The 16,066-nt window shown below is 42.4% G+C and carries 16 protein-coding genes and 1 riboswitch; of the genes, 2 read left to right on the forward strand and 14 right to left on the reverse strand.

All coding sequences use genetic code 11. The features are described 5' to 3' along the window. Positions 1-626 precede the first annotated feature (626 nt). From cccB to secA, 4 genes are all read right to left on the reverse strand, one after another. On the reverse strand, positions 627-971 hold the full coding sequence (cccB, locus tag ELQ35_RS03325; protein WP_126863417.1) for a cytochrome c551: 345 nt from the start codon (positions 969-971) through the stop codon (positions 627-629). A 54-nt stretch (positions 972-1,025) separates the two neighbouring features. After that, entirely contained in the window at positions 1,026-1,889 is an 864-nt protein-coding gene (locus ELQ35_RS03330; protein WP_126863418.1) for a YitT family protein, read from the reverse strand. A 311-nt stretch (positions 1,890-2,200) separates the two neighbouring features. Further along, positions 2,201-3,302 (reverse strand): peptide chain release factor 2 gene (gene prfB / locus ELQ35_RS03335; protein ID WP_126863419.1). Its coding sequence is split into 2 segments (ribosomal slippage): positions 2,201-3,229 and positions 3,231-3,302, totalling 1,101 coding nucleotides; the frame shifts between segments, so codons are not numbered across the junction. Between the two features lie 246 nt (positions 3,303-3,548). Beyond that, the gene (gene secA, locus ELQ35_RS03340) at positions 3,549-6,065 is read right to left on the reverse strand and encodes a preprotein translocase subunit SecA (RefSeq protein ID WP_126863420.1); all 2,517 of its coding nucleotides are present in this window, start codon (positions 6,063-6,065) and stop codon (positions 3,549-3,551) included. A 379-nt stretch (positions 6,066-6,444) separates the two neighbouring features. Here secA and ELQ35_RS03345 point away from each other — a divergent pair, with 379 nt between their 5' ends. After that, positions 6,445-6,786 carry a helix-turn-helix domain-containing protein gene (locus ELQ35_RS03345; protein ID WP_126863421.1) on the forward strand — a complete coding sequence of 114 codons (342 nt, stop codon included), beginning with the start codon at positions 6,445-6,447 and terminating at the stop codon, positions 6,784-6,786. Between the two features lie 215 nt (positions 6,787-7,001). Here ELQ35_RS03345 and ELQ35_RS03350 read toward each other — a convergent pair whose 3' ends face one another. From ELQ35_RS03350 to flaG, 9 genes are all read right to left on the reverse strand, one after another. After that, complete coding sequence (locus tag ELQ35_RS03350; protein ID WP_126863640.1) at positions 7,002-7,172, reverse strand: anti-repressor SinI family protein; 171 nt, start codon at positions 7,170-7,172, stop codon at positions 7,002-7,004. Between the two features lie 35 nt (positions 7,173-7,207). After that, a riboswitch (cyclic di-GMP riboswitch) is annotated at positions 7,208-7,296 on the reverse strand. Positions 7,297-8,124: 828 nt separating this feature from the next. After that, a complete protein-coding gene (locus ELQ35_RS03355; protein ID WP_126863422.1) occupies positions 8,125-8,655 on the reverse strand; it encodes a chromate transporter in 531 nt (176 codons plus the stop codon). Next, positions 8,652-9,227, reverse strand: a complete 576-nt coding sequence (locus ELQ35_RS03360; protein WP_126863423.1) for a chromate transporter — start codon at positions 9,225-9,227, stop codon at positions 8,652-8,654. The genes ELQ35_RS03355 and ELQ35_RS03360 overlap by 4 nt, the downstream gene beginning before the upstream one ends. Positions 9,228-9,296: 69 nt before the next feature. Continuing rightward, the gene (locus ELQ35_RS03365) at positions 9,297-10,907 is read right to left on the reverse strand and encodes a gamma-glutamyltransferase family protein (RefSeq protein WP_126863424.1); all 1,611 of its coding nucleotides are present in this window, start codon (positions 10,905-10,907) and stop codon (positions 9,297-9,299) included. A gap of 585 nt (positions 10,908-11,492) precedes the next feature. Further along, positions 11,493-12,044, reverse strand: a complete 552-nt coding sequence (gene hpf / locus ELQ35_RS03370; protein ID WP_126863425.1) for a ribosome hibernation-promoting factor, HPF/YfiA family — start codon at positions 12,042-12,044, stop codon at positions 11,493-11,495. Between the two features lie 231 nt (positions 12,045-12,275). Beyond that, complete coding sequence (fliT, locus tag ELQ35_RS03375; RefSeq protein ID WP_126863426.1) at positions 12,276-12,623, reverse strand: flagellar protein FliT; 348 nt, start codon at positions 12,621-12,623, stop codon at positions 12,276-12,278. Next, positions 12,623-13,024, reverse strand: a complete 402-nt coding sequence (fliS, locus tag ELQ35_RS03380; protein WP_126863427.1) for a flagellar export chaperone FliS — start codon at positions 13,022-13,024, stop codon at positions 12,623-12,625. The genes fliT and fliS overlap by 1 nt, the downstream gene beginning before the upstream one ends. A gap of 21 nt (positions 13,025-13,045) precedes the next feature. Continuing rightward, the gene (locus tag ELQ35_RS03385; protein ID WP_126863428.1) at positions 13,046-14,554 is read right to left on the reverse strand and encodes a flagellar hook-associated protein 2; all 1,509 of its coding nucleotides are present in this window, start codon (positions 14,552-14,554) and stop codon (positions 13,046-13,048) included. A gap of 15 nt (positions 14,555-14,569) precedes the next feature. Beyond that, positions 14,570-14,914, reverse strand: coding sequence for a flagellar protein FlaG (gene flaG / locus ELQ35_RS03390; protein WP_126863429.1), 345 nt, complete (start codon positions 14,912-14,914; stop codon positions 14,570-14,572). A gap of 363 nt (positions 14,915-15,277) precedes the next feature. Between flaG and ELQ35_RS03395 the strand changes: the two genes are divergently transcribed. Next, positions 15,278-15,469, forward strand: coding sequence for a hypothetical protein (locus tag ELQ35_RS03395; protein WP_126863430.1), 192 nt, complete (start codon positions 15,278-15,280; stop codon positions 15,467-15,469). A gap of 114 nt (positions 15,470-15,583) precedes the next feature. Here ELQ35_RS03395 and ELQ35_RS03400 read toward each other — a convergent pair whose 3' ends face one another. Continuing rightward, positions 15,584-15,790, reverse strand: a complete 207-nt coding sequence (locus ELQ35_RS03400) for a hypothetical protein (RefSeq protein ID WP_126863431.1) — start codon at positions 15,788-15,790, stop codon at positions 15,584-15,586. Between the last annotated feature and the right edge of the window lie 276 nt (positions 15,791-16,066).

Genomic DNA, 16,066 nt, shown 5'->3' on the forward strand with positions numbered 1-16,066 from the left:
ATCTCTCAGAACGTCGATCTTAAAAGCTGGATTTCGACATTACTAGACAAAAAGGGCGAAAAAATAGCAGGTTTTTCACCCTGTTTAAGTACAGAAACATTATAACATCAAAATTTGTCAAAATAAGATTAATTTTATTACAGTTTCATTTCAACTAGATCAGAAAATTCAGAATAGTCATGAGGAAAAAGTTTTATTTTTATAAAAAAAAGTCTTCTATATAAATTGAATTAACCGGTTCCAATTTCGGTTAAAGTTTTGTCGTCTGTTTTTCTATTTTGTCGTCTCTTTTATCATTCAGGTTTAAAAGGTTTATATGTCTTGGTTAGACCTTGAACGATAAACTCACCAAAGTCCTCTAAAATGGCTGACACAGAGAGACAGGATATTTAGATGCAGTGGAGACCAAAGCCATCGCTTCCTCATTGGGGTATGCTTGAGTTATTAAATATGTTTTGTATCCTAGTCCAGCTTGATCTAGTAACTGCTTCCATGTCTTATCAACTAAAGTACGATGCGCTGCGAAGCGCATAAAAAATGCCGATATAAATATCGGCATTTTTAGCTTGTTCATATTTTAAATTGTCTTTCAGCGTCTTTCGGACGTTATTCGATCACTCAGGATATTATTTCTTTTGAGCCAGCCAATCAGCTACTTGTGAAGCTTCGTCTCCCTGTATTATACCTGCAGGCATTGATCCTTTTCCTTCAGCAATGGTTGTTTCGATTTCGTCTTTAGACAACCGAGATCCTGCATCGCTTAATTTAGGGCCGACTGCGCCTTCAAGGTTTTGCCCATGACAGCTTGCACAATTGTTTTTGTAGATTTCTGCTGCATCCCCGGCATCTGCGGTCGATGTTTCATTATTATTGTTCGCCGGCTCTTTATCAGCATTGTCGTCATCACCGCCACCGCAGGCAGCCAGTACAAGTGATGTTCCCATCAATAATGCCAGTAGCTTCTTCTTCATTCAAAAAACCTCCTTAAAGCTAATCTTTGAAGATACTTGGATATTATACCATTTTCATGCATGTTTAAAACCTTCACCCAAAACCTCTGAAGCATCCATAACGATGACAAACGCCCTTGGATCAACGGCTTTCACCAATTGTTTCAATCTGATGAATTCCGACTGGTCAATCACGCACATCAGGATAGGCCGGGTATCATCGGTGTATCCTCCAAAACCTGATAACCTCGTTACCCCTCGATCTATCTCATGTATAATAGCATGCCTTACTTCGGGTTCATTATTCGTAATAATCATCGCCATTTTCGAACGGCCTATGCCAATTTGCACCAAATCGATCGTTTTGCTGGTCACGTATAGCCCAATCAAGGCATACAATCCTCTTTCAATATCAAAGACAACAGCAGCGCTCAGCACAATCAAGCCATCGATCATCGCCACACATGTGCCAAGCGAAAGGTTCGTATACTTATGAATGATCTGAGCCGCCAAATCCGTGCCGCCAGTCGATGCTTTTCCTCTGAATACAAGTCCGAGTCCAAGCCCGATACCGATACCGCCGCAGATCGAACCAAGCAAGGCATCGCTTGTCCAAGGTTCCCAATGCTTTGTCAAAAATACGATGAACGGCAGGAACACTGTGCCAACAAGTGTTTTGGCACCAAACTGCATTCCCAGAAATAGCAGCCCGGCGATAAATAGCGGAATATTAAATGCCCACTGCACATAGGCGGGCTCAAGTCCGATCGTTGCATCAAGGATCGTACTGATCCCGCTTACCCCTCCAGAAGCAATCCGATTAGGCAGTAAAAACACATTAAATGAAACTGCGACGATCGCTGAACCGATCAGCACTATTCCATATTCACTCATCTTTGTTAAGATTGGATGCTTTGGCACCCTGTATCTCTTTTTCATAGAAGATCTCCTCTGGTGTATTGCTACTGTGGAAAAATGAGTTCCAGTCTCTTGTTTCAACGTGTCATAAACAACCCAAAGTAGTATAGCACCATAAATCATATAGTGTAAATGCCACTTAGATAAAGCATTAAAGCGAAACAATACCCATAAAATATTCTCGTTGCCTCACATGGTTATTTTTTGTATGTTTTGTCTGATTTACTCAAAGAAAGGGATTTGGGGTTGTAAAATGGAGAGATAATGATTTTAGAAAAAACAAATGGATAGTCTTTAATAGGAGTCAGACCCCTTTAAAGACTATCCTGCTTTTAGTTTAACCGTGAACGTAAGTACGCATCGATGAACGGGTCGATATCGCCGTCCATGACTGCCTGCACGTTACCAGTTTCCGTGCTTGTACGGTGGTCTTTAACCATTGAATAGGGATGGAACACATACGAGCGGATCTGGCTGCCCCAGCCAATCTCCTTTTGCTCACCACGGATTTCATCCAAATCTGCCTGTTGTTGTTCAATTTCTCTTTGATACAGCTTTGCTTTCAGCATATTCATTGCCTGAGCCCGGTTTTTAATCTGAGAACGCTCAGATTGGCAAGTTACCACGACGCCGGTTGGAAGGTGGGTAATCCGGACCGCTGAATCGGTCGTGTTTATATGCTGTCCGCCGGCACCGCTCGCACGGTACGTATCAATTTTGAGATCTTCTGTCCGAATGTCGATCTCAATCTCATCATTAAACTCCGGCATGACTTCACAGGACACGAACGAAGTATGGCGGCGGCCTGAAGAATCAAACGGGGATATACGCACCAAGCGGTGGACACCTTTTTCCGCTTTCAGATACCCGTAGGCATTGTGCCCTTTGAAAAGAAGCGTAACACTTTTGATTCCCGCTTCATCGCCAGGAAGGTAATCGAGTGTCTCCACTTTAAACCCCCGCTTCTCTCCCCAGCGGGTATACATACGAAGAAGCATCGAGCCCCAATCCTGTGACTCGGTACCGCCAGCACCCGGGTGCAGCTCCAATATTGCGCTGTTCTTGTCATACTCCTCGCTCAACAAAAGTTGCAGCTGAAAGTCATTCATCCTTTGGGAAAGCAGAACGATTTCTTCTTCTAATTCCGCTTGCAGCTCGGCATCGCTTTCTTCCTTTACGAGTTCATACGTTAAATCAAGATTTTCAAACGTTTCATTCAATTCTGTTAACTGGTCAACCTGTTCTTTCAGCGCATTTGTTTCATTAATGACCGTTTGCGCCTTTTGCTGATCGTTCCAGAAATCGGGATCCGTCATGACGTTTTCCAGTTCCGCAATTCGGGCTTCCTTCTCTTCTAAGTCAAAGAGACCCCCTAAAGTCAGCTAAAAGCTTAGCTGTTTTTTCAAGTTCATTCCTGATATCTGCCAATTCCATTTTCTTCACCTCAAAGTATTAGAAAAAATTGCTCATATAATTAGACTATTTTATTTCCCTTATAAAAGTGCAAGTATTTTCAATGTAATAAAACTCTGCTGCAACACCGAAAGTGTAGCAACAAAAACCAGGATCTCCGCTGCCAACTTGCAGCCAGCAGCCATTTATCTGATAAAAAACACGAAAAGAGGCGGTAAAACCAGGTGTTCTACCGGACCTCTTTCGCATGTCCTCTTTCCTTTTTATTTATCCTTCTAAGTGGCCATGACAGTTTTTGTACTTTTTGCCGCTTCCGCATGGGCAAAGGGCATTACGTCCGACATCGGCTTTTTTGCGGGCAGGCTTTTTCTTAACGGTTTCTCCATCTTCCTTTGGATTAACCGCCTGTCCTTTCGCGACTTCCTGGCGTTCAAGGTTATTGCGGATTTCTGCTTTCATGATATACATCGACACTTCGTCTTCAATCGAAGTGATCATCGCCTCAAACATCGCAAACCCTTCATGCTGATATTCCTGAAGCGGGTTGATCTGTCCATATGCGCGTAGATGGATACCCTGGCGCAGCTGGTCCATCGCATCGATATGGTCCATCCATTTGCTGTCAACAGCACGGAGCACAATTACTTTTTCGAATTCGCGCATTTGCTCATCGGAAAGCTGCTCTTCTTTGGCATCGTAGTGATCCTTGACCTTTGCCAGGATAAAATCAGCAATTTCCCCGGAATCCTTACCCTTGAGATCCGTTTCGGTAATGTCCCCTTCATTGAGAAGATTTCCGTTAATATAGTCGATGAGTCCCTGCAGGTTCCAGTTCTCTTCTTCCTCATGCATCGGAGCAAACGAATCGACGCTTCGGCGGACAGAGGAATCAAGCATTCTCTCGACAATGCTGCGAAGGTTCTCGCTGTCCAATACCTCGGAACGCTGTTTGTAAATGATTTCGCGCTGCTGACGCAATACATCATCATATTGAAGAAGCTGTTTACGTGCGTCAAAGTTGTTGCCCTCCACGCGTTTTTGCGCGGATTCAACTGCCCTGGTCACCATCCGGCTTTGAATAGGCTGGGAGTCATCCATTCCAAGCCTTGTCATCATCGCCTTCATATTGTCGGAACCAAAACGACGCATCAATTCATCTTCCATGGAAAGGAAGAATTGAGTGACACCCGGGTCTCCCTGACGCCCGGAACGTCCGCGCAGCTGATTATCGATACGGCGGCTTTCATGGCGTTCTGTACCGATAACGGCAAGTCCGCCAAGCTCTACGACACCTTCGCCAAGCTTAATATCTGTACCGCGGCCGGCCATGTTCGTCGCAATGGTAATCGAACCCTGTTCACCGGCATGCAAGATGATTTCTGCTTCACGTTCATGGTTTTTCGCATTTAAAACATCGTGGGGAATGCCTTTTTTCTGAAGATATTTTGAGATGACTTCAGATGTTTCGATTGCCACTGTACCAACAAGCACAGGCTGTCCTTTTTCATAGCGCTCGGCAATATCCTCGACAACCGCACGGAATTTCCCATCCATGGAAGCATAGATTAAATCAGCTCTATCATCCCGGACTATTTCTCTGTTAGTCGGAATAACAACTACGTTCATATTATAGATGTTGCGGAATTCTTCTTCTTCCGTTTTCGCTGTACCTGTCATGCCGGAAAGCTTTTCGTACATACGGAAGTAGTTCTGGAACGTAATCGTCGCTAACGTCATGCTTTCATTTTGGATATCGAGGCCTTCCTTCGCTTCAATTGCCTGATGCAGCCCGTCACTGTAACGGCGTCCCTTCATCAAACGGCCTGTGAATTGGTCAACGATAATGATTTCGCCGTCCTGAACTACATAGTCGACATCATTGAACATTGTAACGTGCGCTTTCAAGGCCTGATTTATATGGTGGTTCAGAGACACATGGCTGATTTCGAACAGGTTCTCAATATGGAAGGCACGTTCAGTTTTGTTGATGCCTTCTTCAGTCAGCTGCACGCTTTTCGTTTTTTCATCATACGTATAATCCGTTTCTTTCTGCAGCGTGCGTACAAAGGCGTTTGCCTGCATGTAAAGCTGCGTCGACTTTTGCGCTGAGCCGGAAATGATCAGCGGTGTACGCGCTTCGTCGATCAAGATCGAGTCAACTTCGTCAATGACGGCAAAATAAAGCGGACGCTGAACCATTTGCTCATTATAAAGCACCATGTTATCCCGCAGATAATCAAAGCCAAGCTCATTGTTTGTACTATAGGTGATATCAGCCGCATAGGCTTCCATCTTTTCTTCCTTGGACATGCTGTTCAAGTTAAGGCCAACCGTCAAGCCAAGGAACTCATAGAGCTTGCCCATTTCAACAGCATCGCGGCTTGCCAGGTATTCGTTGACGGTGACGACGTGAACACCCTTGCCGGTAATCGCATTTAAATAGACCGGCAGTGTCGAAGTCAATGTTTTACCTTCCCCGGTCTTCATCTCGGAGATGTTGCCGTCATGAAGCGAAATGCCGCCCATGAGCTGTACATAGAACGGATACAACCCGAGTGCACGCTTTGCGCCTTCGCGAACGACCGCAAAGGCTTCAACAAGCAAATCATCAACCGTTTCCCCATTCTGGTAGCGCTGCTTGAATTCTTCCGTTTTGGCACGCAATTCTTCATCCGATAATGCTTCCATTCCGGATGCCAGTGCCTCTATTTCATCAGAAAGCTTTTGCAGGCGTTTAACCTCACGCTTATTCGGATCAAACACTTTATTTAATATATTAAGCATTCACAAACGCTCCTCTTAAAAAAATAAACTCACAAATATCTGTCTACAGTCTGCAAAAAAACCAATAATTGCACATCTGCAACTTTAGAGTGTAAATTTATATATATGTGCATTCTTAATATTACCATTTCTAATGTATAGGTACAACTTCATCTCACTCGAAGGAAGGCCGGGTTCGACAAACAGGAAAATATCCTGATCGGGATGGATGATCTTTAAAAAGACTGTCTATACTGAGTAAGAAGGCACAATTTCTTTAAAGTGATAGATAAATGACTAGTAAAACTGGTAAAATGTAATATAGTACAGAAATTATACACATATCGTGTGTTTTGCCGATTCAATTATAATAAAAGAACAGATTCAGGATGTGGTATTGATGATAGGGGATCGCGTTAAAAAGCTTCGGGAAGAAAGAAAAATGTCGATGACCGAACTTGCCGATAAAGCCGGCGTAGCTAAATCTTATTTAAGTTCGTTAGAGAGGAATTTACAAACAAACCCTTCCATCCAATTTCTCGAAAAGCTTGCAGCCGTGCTGCATGTTCCGATGGATTCCCTTCTGCATAACCAGGTTGATAAAGAAAGCCTTGATGCAGACTGGCTAAAAATTGTTCAGGAAGCAATGGGTTCAGGAGTCTCCAAAGAAGAATTCCGCGAATTTATTGAATTTAATAAATGGAAATTAAAAAACCAGGAACCTCAAGACAAGGAGAGCTGATTTCTCCCTGTTCTAAGGTGTCTCTTTTCTAATCTTATAAAAAAATCCCCTTAAACAGAATGGCCTGCAAGCAAACAGCCAGGTTTAGGGGTTGACACTATCTAATGAATCCCTTCCCTTTTACACCTTACATCCTCATCCCTTCCTTTTTATCCTGGTACAAGATACAATCTCTTGGAAAAGAGGCTTGCCAACAAACCTCATTGTTTAAAAGATCACCCTTTTCTTTTTTGATTGTATGTATCCTCGTAGGTTTCGGTCACATCTCTTTGCCGCAGAGGTGATTGAAAGAACGCTCTGACTTCTTCTGCATGGATTCCAAGTTCCTTTGCTTGAATAATTAGCTTCAGCCATTCTTGGTCGAGTTCACGATTTACCATTTCCATAATCACCCTTCATCCTCCTAAAATACCAACGTATTTCAGGTAGTCCAGCCATCATAGTGAGATACCCAACCTTAGACCCGTGACTTTGCGTCCTTATTTTTCAATAAGTTTGCCTTTTTCTGTTCTTTCTATTAGAAAAGCTTGTGCTATATAGTGATTATAAAAGAAGGATATGGATATTTTTGCTGTTTCTTGTCAGACGAAGAAAAAAAGATTCGTGATTTATTTACATATTCAGACACCTTTTTGTCAATAGATAGCATTTGCATATTTTAAAGTCAATAAAAGGAGATTTTTGGAAGGGGGAAATTAGTAGCAATATAGAACCATTCAGAAATTACCTATTTCTTTTACCTTCCCCAAATTTATACAGTCCAAACGTCCTATTCATCTTTTCGAAAGCCATTGCGTCAAATATTCTCTGATTTGTTAAATCTGAGCCGCAGGTCGGGCACAGCCACTCTCTGCTCTCGGAACTGCTGAAAGAGGGCCTATGGCATTTATAACAATTTTTCCGAAACATAACATAGACTCCTTTCTACGTTTGAAGAGTACTTTAGACATCTTTTAGGAGAGTACTTACATAAAAATCCGAATATAGAAGACTGGATCTTATCAGTCACTTTGAATTTGTTGTTTTCTTTCAAGAACAGTTTATTTTTCAAAAGGCTTATTCGTTCTTTTTAAAGAACTTATAAATTGAGTATAGTACGGAAATTCGATAATTGGAAAACGCTAAATTGTGCTGTTAGTTCTATAAAAGAGACAATTTTCGTTCTTTATCTAGAATTATCTAGCTTATTCTCACTTTTATACTTTTTCGAGAACAAACTGTTCTATATAAGATAGCTAGAGAAAATGAAATGAATGCAGTAAATAATAGAAGGATCTTGTTTAGCGGACAGAAAAAAAGCCACCGATAAAATTGATATCGAAGACTTTCATTTAGGGACTATGCCAGTACAAACCCGCCGTAAACAAGGGCACCTGCTATTACGTATGCCGGATGGACCCTTGCCTTTTCCATCAAAAAGAAACTGATCACACCAATCAAAACCGTCTGCAGCCAGCCCACACTTTCATAAGAAGAAAATAAAAAGTCATACGTCATGATACCGAGCAGCACTGCAACAACAGGGCGGACGGCCATCGTCATTCTTTTCACCCGCGGTGACTCCTTATGCTTCATCAACAAGCTGAGCAGGGCAATCATTAAAATCAGAGAAGGCCCAACTGTAGCGAATTCGGCTACAATCACCCCCAGAATACCGCCCTGCTGATAGCCGATATACCCTGCCATTTTGGTTGCGATAGGGCCTGGAAGGGAATTTCCCAGGGCCAGAACCTCACTGAACTCGTTCACTGTCAGCCAGCCATACCGGTCTACCACTTCATTTTCAATTAGTGGAATCGAAGCAGGCCCGCCTCCATAACCGAGAATGCCAGGAATAAAAAATGCCCAGAATATTTGTAGATAGATCATGTTTTCATTTTCCCCTTTTGTGCCTCCCCTTTGAACGGAGAACTTCCCTTCACAAGTGCCCCCAGTAACAAGGCAAAAATAATGATCGCGGGATGAACATGGACCACTTCCATCAATACTAAACTGACCAAAACAAAAACAAGGCTCCAGGTCCAGCCCAGCGCAGACTTTGTCGATTTTTTAAAAAAGTCCCATGTCATCGTTAATAGCATGACCGCTACTACCGGAACCACAGCCGCAGCCATGCCTTTTACCCAGGGCTTATCTTTATAGGAGTTCAATACATTTAAGAGGACGATCATGAAAACGATTGTCGGGATCATTAGCGCAAAAAGTCCGTTTACCATGCCCCATAGCCCGCCGACACGAAATCCGATATATCCTGCCATTTTGGTAGCAATCGGCCCCGGCATTGCATTGGCAAGGGCCAGCACATCGCCAAATTCCTCCGAATCCATCCAATGGTATTTCTCTACCACTTCTTTTTGTACCAACGGAATAGCGGAAGGACCCCCTCCAAAACCAAGCATCCCAACCCTAAAAAAGGCCATAAAAATATCCGCCTGTTTCACCTGTTTCACCCTTTCTCACAAACACGATATAAATGCCTGTACGGCAGACACCATCTATTCATACTTTTTTTACCAGGCTGCAACGCTTCCGTCAGTTCTCGGCTCGGTTCCGCCCATCAAGACGCCTGTTTCCGGATTGCGCCAAACGATCTGGCCCCGGCCGAAGCCACCTGTATCAACCGCCACTTCCACTTGATGGCCTTTCCGGCTGAGGGCCTGAGCGATATGATTCGGAAAATGAGGCTCAACCTGTACCGTCTTTCCGCTGATCCATTGCCATCTCGGCGCATCGAGCGCAGCCTGGGGATTCAACTGGAAATCGACTGTATTCATGACAACCTGCATATGACCCTGCGGCTGCATATACCCGCCCATGACCCCAAATGGACCGACTGCCTGGCCAGCCTTTGTCAGGAAACCCGGGATGATAGTGTGATACGTCTTTTTCCCAGGCTTTAAGGCATTCGCATCGCTTGAGTCCAATGAAAAGTCATGGCCCCTGTTCTGAAGCGAAACCCCTGTCCCAGGCACGACAATTCCTGAACCGAAGCCCATATAGTTACTCTGGATAAAAGAAACCATGTTTCCCTCGCCGTCAGCCGTTGCGAGATATACGGTTCCCCCTCCAGGCGGCTGGTAAGGCCGGGCCTCTATTGCCGCTTCACTGATTTCATTGCGGCGTGATTCACCATATCCCTCTGACAACAATTCCTCTGCTGTAACCTTCATTTCAGACGGATCTGTAATAAACGCTTTGCCATCTGTAAACGCAAGCTTCATCGCTTCAATTTGTTTATGGTATGTATCCACACTTTCCTTTTCCGCAAAAGAAAAGCCTTTGGCAATGTTGAGGGCAAGCAGCGCAACAAGCCCCTGTCCGTTCGGCGGGATCTCCCAGACATCATAACCTCTATAATTCACGCTGATCGGGTCGACCCACTCTGCCTTAAAGCCAGCCAAATCCTCTTTTGATAAAAACCCGTTGTATTTTTCAGAAAAAGCCGCAATCTTATCGGCAATTTCTCCACGGTAAAAGCCTTCAGCGTTTGTTTCTGCGATTAGCCTTAACGTGTCGGCATGACCCTGCGACCGCCAGATTTCCCCAACTTTCGGCGCCCTGCCATCGGGGGCAAACGTTTCGAACCAGTGCTGGAATTCATCAGCAGTTAAAACCTGTTTATATCTTCGGTATGCATTCTCCCAATTCTTCCCCAGTATCGGCGTTAACGGATACCCTTTCTCAGCGTAGTCGATCGCTGGCTCAAGCACTTCCTTGAGCGGCAGCTTTCCGAATCTCCGGGAGAGCTCTGCCCAGGCCGACGGTGCACCGGGAACGGTTACCGGAATCAAGCCATGTACTGGCATCTTTTCGTATCCTCTCGCTTTCACAGCTTCAATAGAAATCGATTTCGGAGCAGGGCCGCTCGCATTCAAACCATACAGCTTCCCCCTTGTCCACACCAGCGCAAATGCATCCGAGCCGATGCCGTTTGAGGTTGGCTCAACGACCGTCAAAGCAGCCGCTGCCGCAATGGCTGCGTCTATTGCGTTACCGCCTTTTTTCATCATGTCCAATCCAGCCTGTGCTGCTAAAGGCTGCGACGTTGCAACCATGCCATTCCGCGCAATTACAGACGAGCGCTGTGAAGGATACGGGTGGTAATGATAGTCAAAGTTCATGAAAAACACCTCGTTTTTTAAGGATATCTATTAGTATAGTAATAGTATAGTAAAGTTTGCTATTTTTTTCAGAATCATGACTACTCCAAGGAGTTTCAACTGTATTTATTTAAACCAAGTAACGTATAATGAACCTGTGCCGGTTATCATTACTTTATTCTCATGAAATATCGAAACAAGATTGCTATAGTATGGGTAGTAATATTTACCATGATCGTTGTGATGTCAACTTATTTACTTTTTCCCAAAAACAGAAGAAAGGAATCCAAATGTTCTATCCAACTTTTGAAAGTAAAAACAACCATGTCGTACATATAGTCAAGGATCAAAACAACTGCTTATGTGAACTTAAACACAACTCCTTCTATGAACTGAACAGAAAAGACTTACGGAACATCGTGTTCAGACCGGTTAAGGACGTGACATGTGAAAGCTGTCTGGATAAGTTAGATGAGATCAAAGACCTCTTGTAATGGCGTTGACCTCGATTTATTCCTTCGGTTTAGGGATACCCGGCGGCCGGATAAAATAAAACGCAGTTCTGAAGTCCAGAACTGCGTCGGTGGGTTTTTATTTAAGCTGTATTTAGCTTGGCTCGATTAAACCATAACGGCCATCTTTACGGCGGTACACCACATTGGTTGTATTTGTTTCTGAATTTGTGTATACGAAGAAACTATGGCCAAGCATGTTCATTTGCAGGATCGCTTCCTCACTATCCATAGGCTTCAAGTCAAAGCGCTTGTTGCGGACAACTTCCAAATCACTTTCTTCTTCAAAAGGAACTACCTCTGGTTCTTCAACCGCCACGGCAAACATCTCTGCAGTGCTTCCGGTTGACCTGAATTTACGGTTTACTTTCGTCTTATGTTTACGAATCTGGCGTTCAAGCTTATCGGTGATCAAGTCAATCGCCGCATACATATCTTCATTTTCCTCTTCAGCACGCAGCACCAAATTTGTCATTGGAATCGTCACTTCTACTTTGGAGGTGTTGTTATTAACCTTCAAATTTACATTTGCATCAGCATTTGGCGTGTTGTTAAAATATCGTTCCAGTTTTCCGATTTTTTTCTCTACATACTCTCGAATTGCTGGAGTCACCTCAATGTTTTCACCGCGAACGTTGTAATTCATAAACGTAAGTCCTCCTTTGAATAAGACTATAACAGTAATATTCTACGATACCCTTTACAAACCCTTCACAAACAATTAATAAATTACCTCGAATCGTTGAAAAACAGGTCAAAAATCGGAAACATGGAATGGTATCGCATTTACATTATTATAACAATTCATATGACTAAAGAAAACCAATCATGCTTTGAAAAGGATGATTGGTTTCATGAAGGATTTATTTTTGTCTGCCTATTTCCGTTTATCATAAAACATTCCGTCGTTTGAAAGCGCTTGGTAAGAGTTCATGTACTTAGCTGTAGATGTCTTTTTTGCACTTAACTGTTTGATATCTTTCTGAATGTCTATTTTTTCCCTGTTTAAAAGGATTGTGACCTTTTGGTTTAACTCAATTAACTGCCTTCCAAACTCTTTCTCTTCATCTGAAAAGGGAGGCTGCATTGTGCTAAGCAAATTCTCCCGTTGAGAAAGCAGTTTTTCTACAATACGAACTCTTTCGTCCCGTTCCTGAGGCTTTTTGCACTCGAGCAGATCAATCAGCTTTACTGTAGTTTCATGAAAAGTTTGGACGGGGCTCACTATATTTGACCAGCCTGGGAATATTGCTTTTGGCGATTTAGCTGGACGACTTCCTTCCAGGTATCACGGAACTCCGCCACAAAGCCTTCAACCTCTTCAATGATTGTCTCATCATTTTGCAGATTGGCTTCTACCAATCTGCGGTATAAGTAATCATACAAAGACAGCAAATCCTTTGACACAGCGATATCCATATTTAAAGTAACCATCAGTTCCTGGATGATGTTTTGCGCTTTTTGGATATTTTTATTTCTTTCTTCAATGGAACCTGTCTCGATTGCCTTTTTAGCCTGTGATAAAAATTTTAAGCAGCCGTTATAAAGCATAAGGGTCAGTTCCCCTGGGGATGCGGTGTTTACAGAATTTTGCTGATATGCTTGATACGGATTGCCAGTTGCCATATAAAACCCTTCCTTCTTTTATTAAGCTCCGCCAAACTGCTGCATTAAATAATTCATTTGCTCATTAGAACGCTGGATCGCCTTTTCCATCGCGGTGAATTGGCGCCAGTAACGGTCTTCAGTAGAAACCAATCGATCTTCAAAATTAGTAATCTGCTTGTCAAAACCATCTAAGAGGCGTCCAATGGTAAATGTATTATTAACACTTGATGCCTTCCCTGCCTTACTTTCAATATCCGTCATAGTTGTTTTAATCGTATCTCTTAACCGCCGGGCCAAACCCTTTTCTTCTGTTGTTGCACCGTCTTTTTGAAACAGTTCATAAACAGCATTGGGATTCTCCGAAATAGCTTTACGGAGATCCTCTTCGTTAATAACCAGCTTTCCACCTTCCAGGTAATTACTCGAAGTAGTAATCCCGATATCGCCGAGCTGTTTCAATCCCTGGCTGCTTGTAACCGGGTTGTATAGATTCATGCGCATTTTATTAAGACTGCCGGACAAGATAGAATTATTTCTGAGAGTACCGCTCTTAGCCTTTTCCTCCCAAAGCTCAATATCTTTTTCATCCATGTCCTTTTTCTGCTCACTGGTCAACGGCTGAAAATCACGATATTTTTTCTCATCCAACTCACCTCTGATTTTTTCAATCGTCTCGTTATATTTAGCAACGAACTTTACAACCGTATCCATAATGGCATCGACATCCGGCGCGGAAGAAAAAGTAACATTATTACTTGTTTGCTGCTTTAGCGTTAACTCGACACCATTAATCTGGAATGTATTGGATGGACGAGTAAGATTAAGACCATTATAGGTGAATTCTGCATTGGCACCTAAAGAACCAGTCTTAGGTATTCTTGCATCTGCAGCGACGTTGTCTAAATCGACATTTAATACATTTGTAAAAAAGTCCCCGGTCAGTTTAATTTCAGGGCCGCCTGATACATCCCCTGTATTTTTCGCTGTCAAAGAAATTTGTTTAGTTGTATTATCATAAAACGCAGTGACTCCGGAGTTCGCATTAATCTTTGAAAGAATGCTGTCCAGTGTATCAGTACCTGGGACGATGGTAAGTTTAAAAACTTTGTCCGTTGCTTCCAAACTCCCATCTTTGGTAATGGTTTGGATCGTAATATCTTTCGAACCAGTAAAATCAGACAACACTTGTGATGAATCCGAAATGCTTGCTGGAGTGTAACTATATATCGAAGCCGCTGTCGCCAGCTTGCCCACTTTGACTGTCCCTGAAAAATCTATAGTAGAGTTAATGTTTTTTACAGAAACAGCATCGGGGTCAGAAACCGTAACCGTCTTTTTTATAAAAGATCCTTGTTTAGAAACCCCATCAAAAATAGACTTATCAAGATCAAACAATAATTTGTTCATTTCCCGAAAATCGTCCCGTTGCCACTCCGTGTACTGCTTCTTTTGACTCACCTTATCTAAGGGGATGCGTTCCGCTTTCATCATATCGCTTACCAATTGATCGATATCCATCCCGCTTGCAAGTCCGCCAATACGTACCATTTCTATATCACCAACTTATATCTTTTTATCGACCATTAATCCGACAAAATCAGTCATAGCTGCATACATATCAAGCATCTTCTTTGAAGGGATTTCCTTGATCACTTCATGTGTTACATCATCCACAATCGTTACGTAATACTCATTCAATTTTTCATGGAGCTCAAATTTCAGCGACGTGTTGGAAGGCTGAAGAAACTCATTCATGCTTTCGACAATCTTATCGAGCTTTTCTTTTTTGTTATGATCTGTATTTGGAAGAGTGTCCTGATTGTTGCTAGCGTTTATATTCTTGTTACCTTCTAATGGTGCAATTCTGGTTGAATAGGAGACAATTGGTTCTGAAACCCTTTCGATCATCAAGGTTCCCCCCTACTCTTTGGTTATCAATGTTTATATCGGATGTTTCAGTGGAATTTTCAGTGTTTATGAAATTATGTTAATACCTCTTAGGGAGTATAAGTATTTATTCAAAACTCTGATAAGCATTCATATGTTGGGGGCGAGGCCAACTTTTAAACCAATTCTTCCTTTTGCACTTATAAATGAAGAATCCGAGAAAGAAGAGTACTAACTAGTATTCCAATCTAATGATAATGAGATGAGAATACATAGTGCATATTTCCTTGCAATTAATCTCACTTTTTAAACTTTAAAAGGTAAAATGGTAAAAAGAAGCGAAAAGGAAGGTGCATATTACCGCTTTATAAAGGGGTAGATATTATGCTATGGGATGTTTCCAAGTTGATATTTGAAAACTATGGAGAAAAAAGCACATTAAGCAAGGAAGAGTTAAGTTCGCCAGATGATAGAAAATTCCCGATAAAGTACCCGAGAGAATTTGAAAACCGTGTCAATTGGGAGGATGTAAACGAATTGATGGCCGCAAAAATTGCGGTATTGTTAAAAACCTGAAGACTGTAAAAGCTAAATAACGTACCGGAATGGAAAAAGAGGCCGTTTAATGCTTAACTTCATTAAGCAATCTGATGCAGACTATGGAATTTCGGATGGGGATAGGTATGATGACTACTCTTTTCCCTTTAACTTTATCACTTCTTCAATAGAAAGTTTTACATATTTAGCCACAAGTTCTGCTGGCATACCGTCTTTTAAAAGTTCGAGAGCAACCAGCATTTGACCTTTTTCTCTTCCTTTTTCTCTTCCTTCTTCTCTTCCTTCTTTCAGTAACTCTCCGAAAGTAGGCGGCAAGTTTTTTCTATCTAGGTACATCATCTCAGTTTCCTCCTTTGAAAGGCTCATTCGTTTCTCAACTTTCTTGTCAAGTCGATTGGAATTTGTAGTAAATAGTCAATGAAGTAAATAAGTGTGGAAATATAGATGCGACGCTCTTCTTGGGGGAAGACATTTTTTTGTAGAACCAATCGCATTAAATTCCGCTTAAAGCGATAGCGTTTTACCGTATCACTTTTTGCCTCATTGGCAAATTTTGCAGCCAACACTGCAATTAGAGAGAGTGTGTATAGCGTATAGATTCTGGTGGCTGACATG

The sequence above is a fragment of the Peribacillus cavernae genome (genome assembly GCF_003989135.1).
GTDB classification, from domain to species: Bacteria; Bacillota; Bacilli; order Bacillales; family DSM-1321; genus Peribacillus; species Peribacillus cavernae.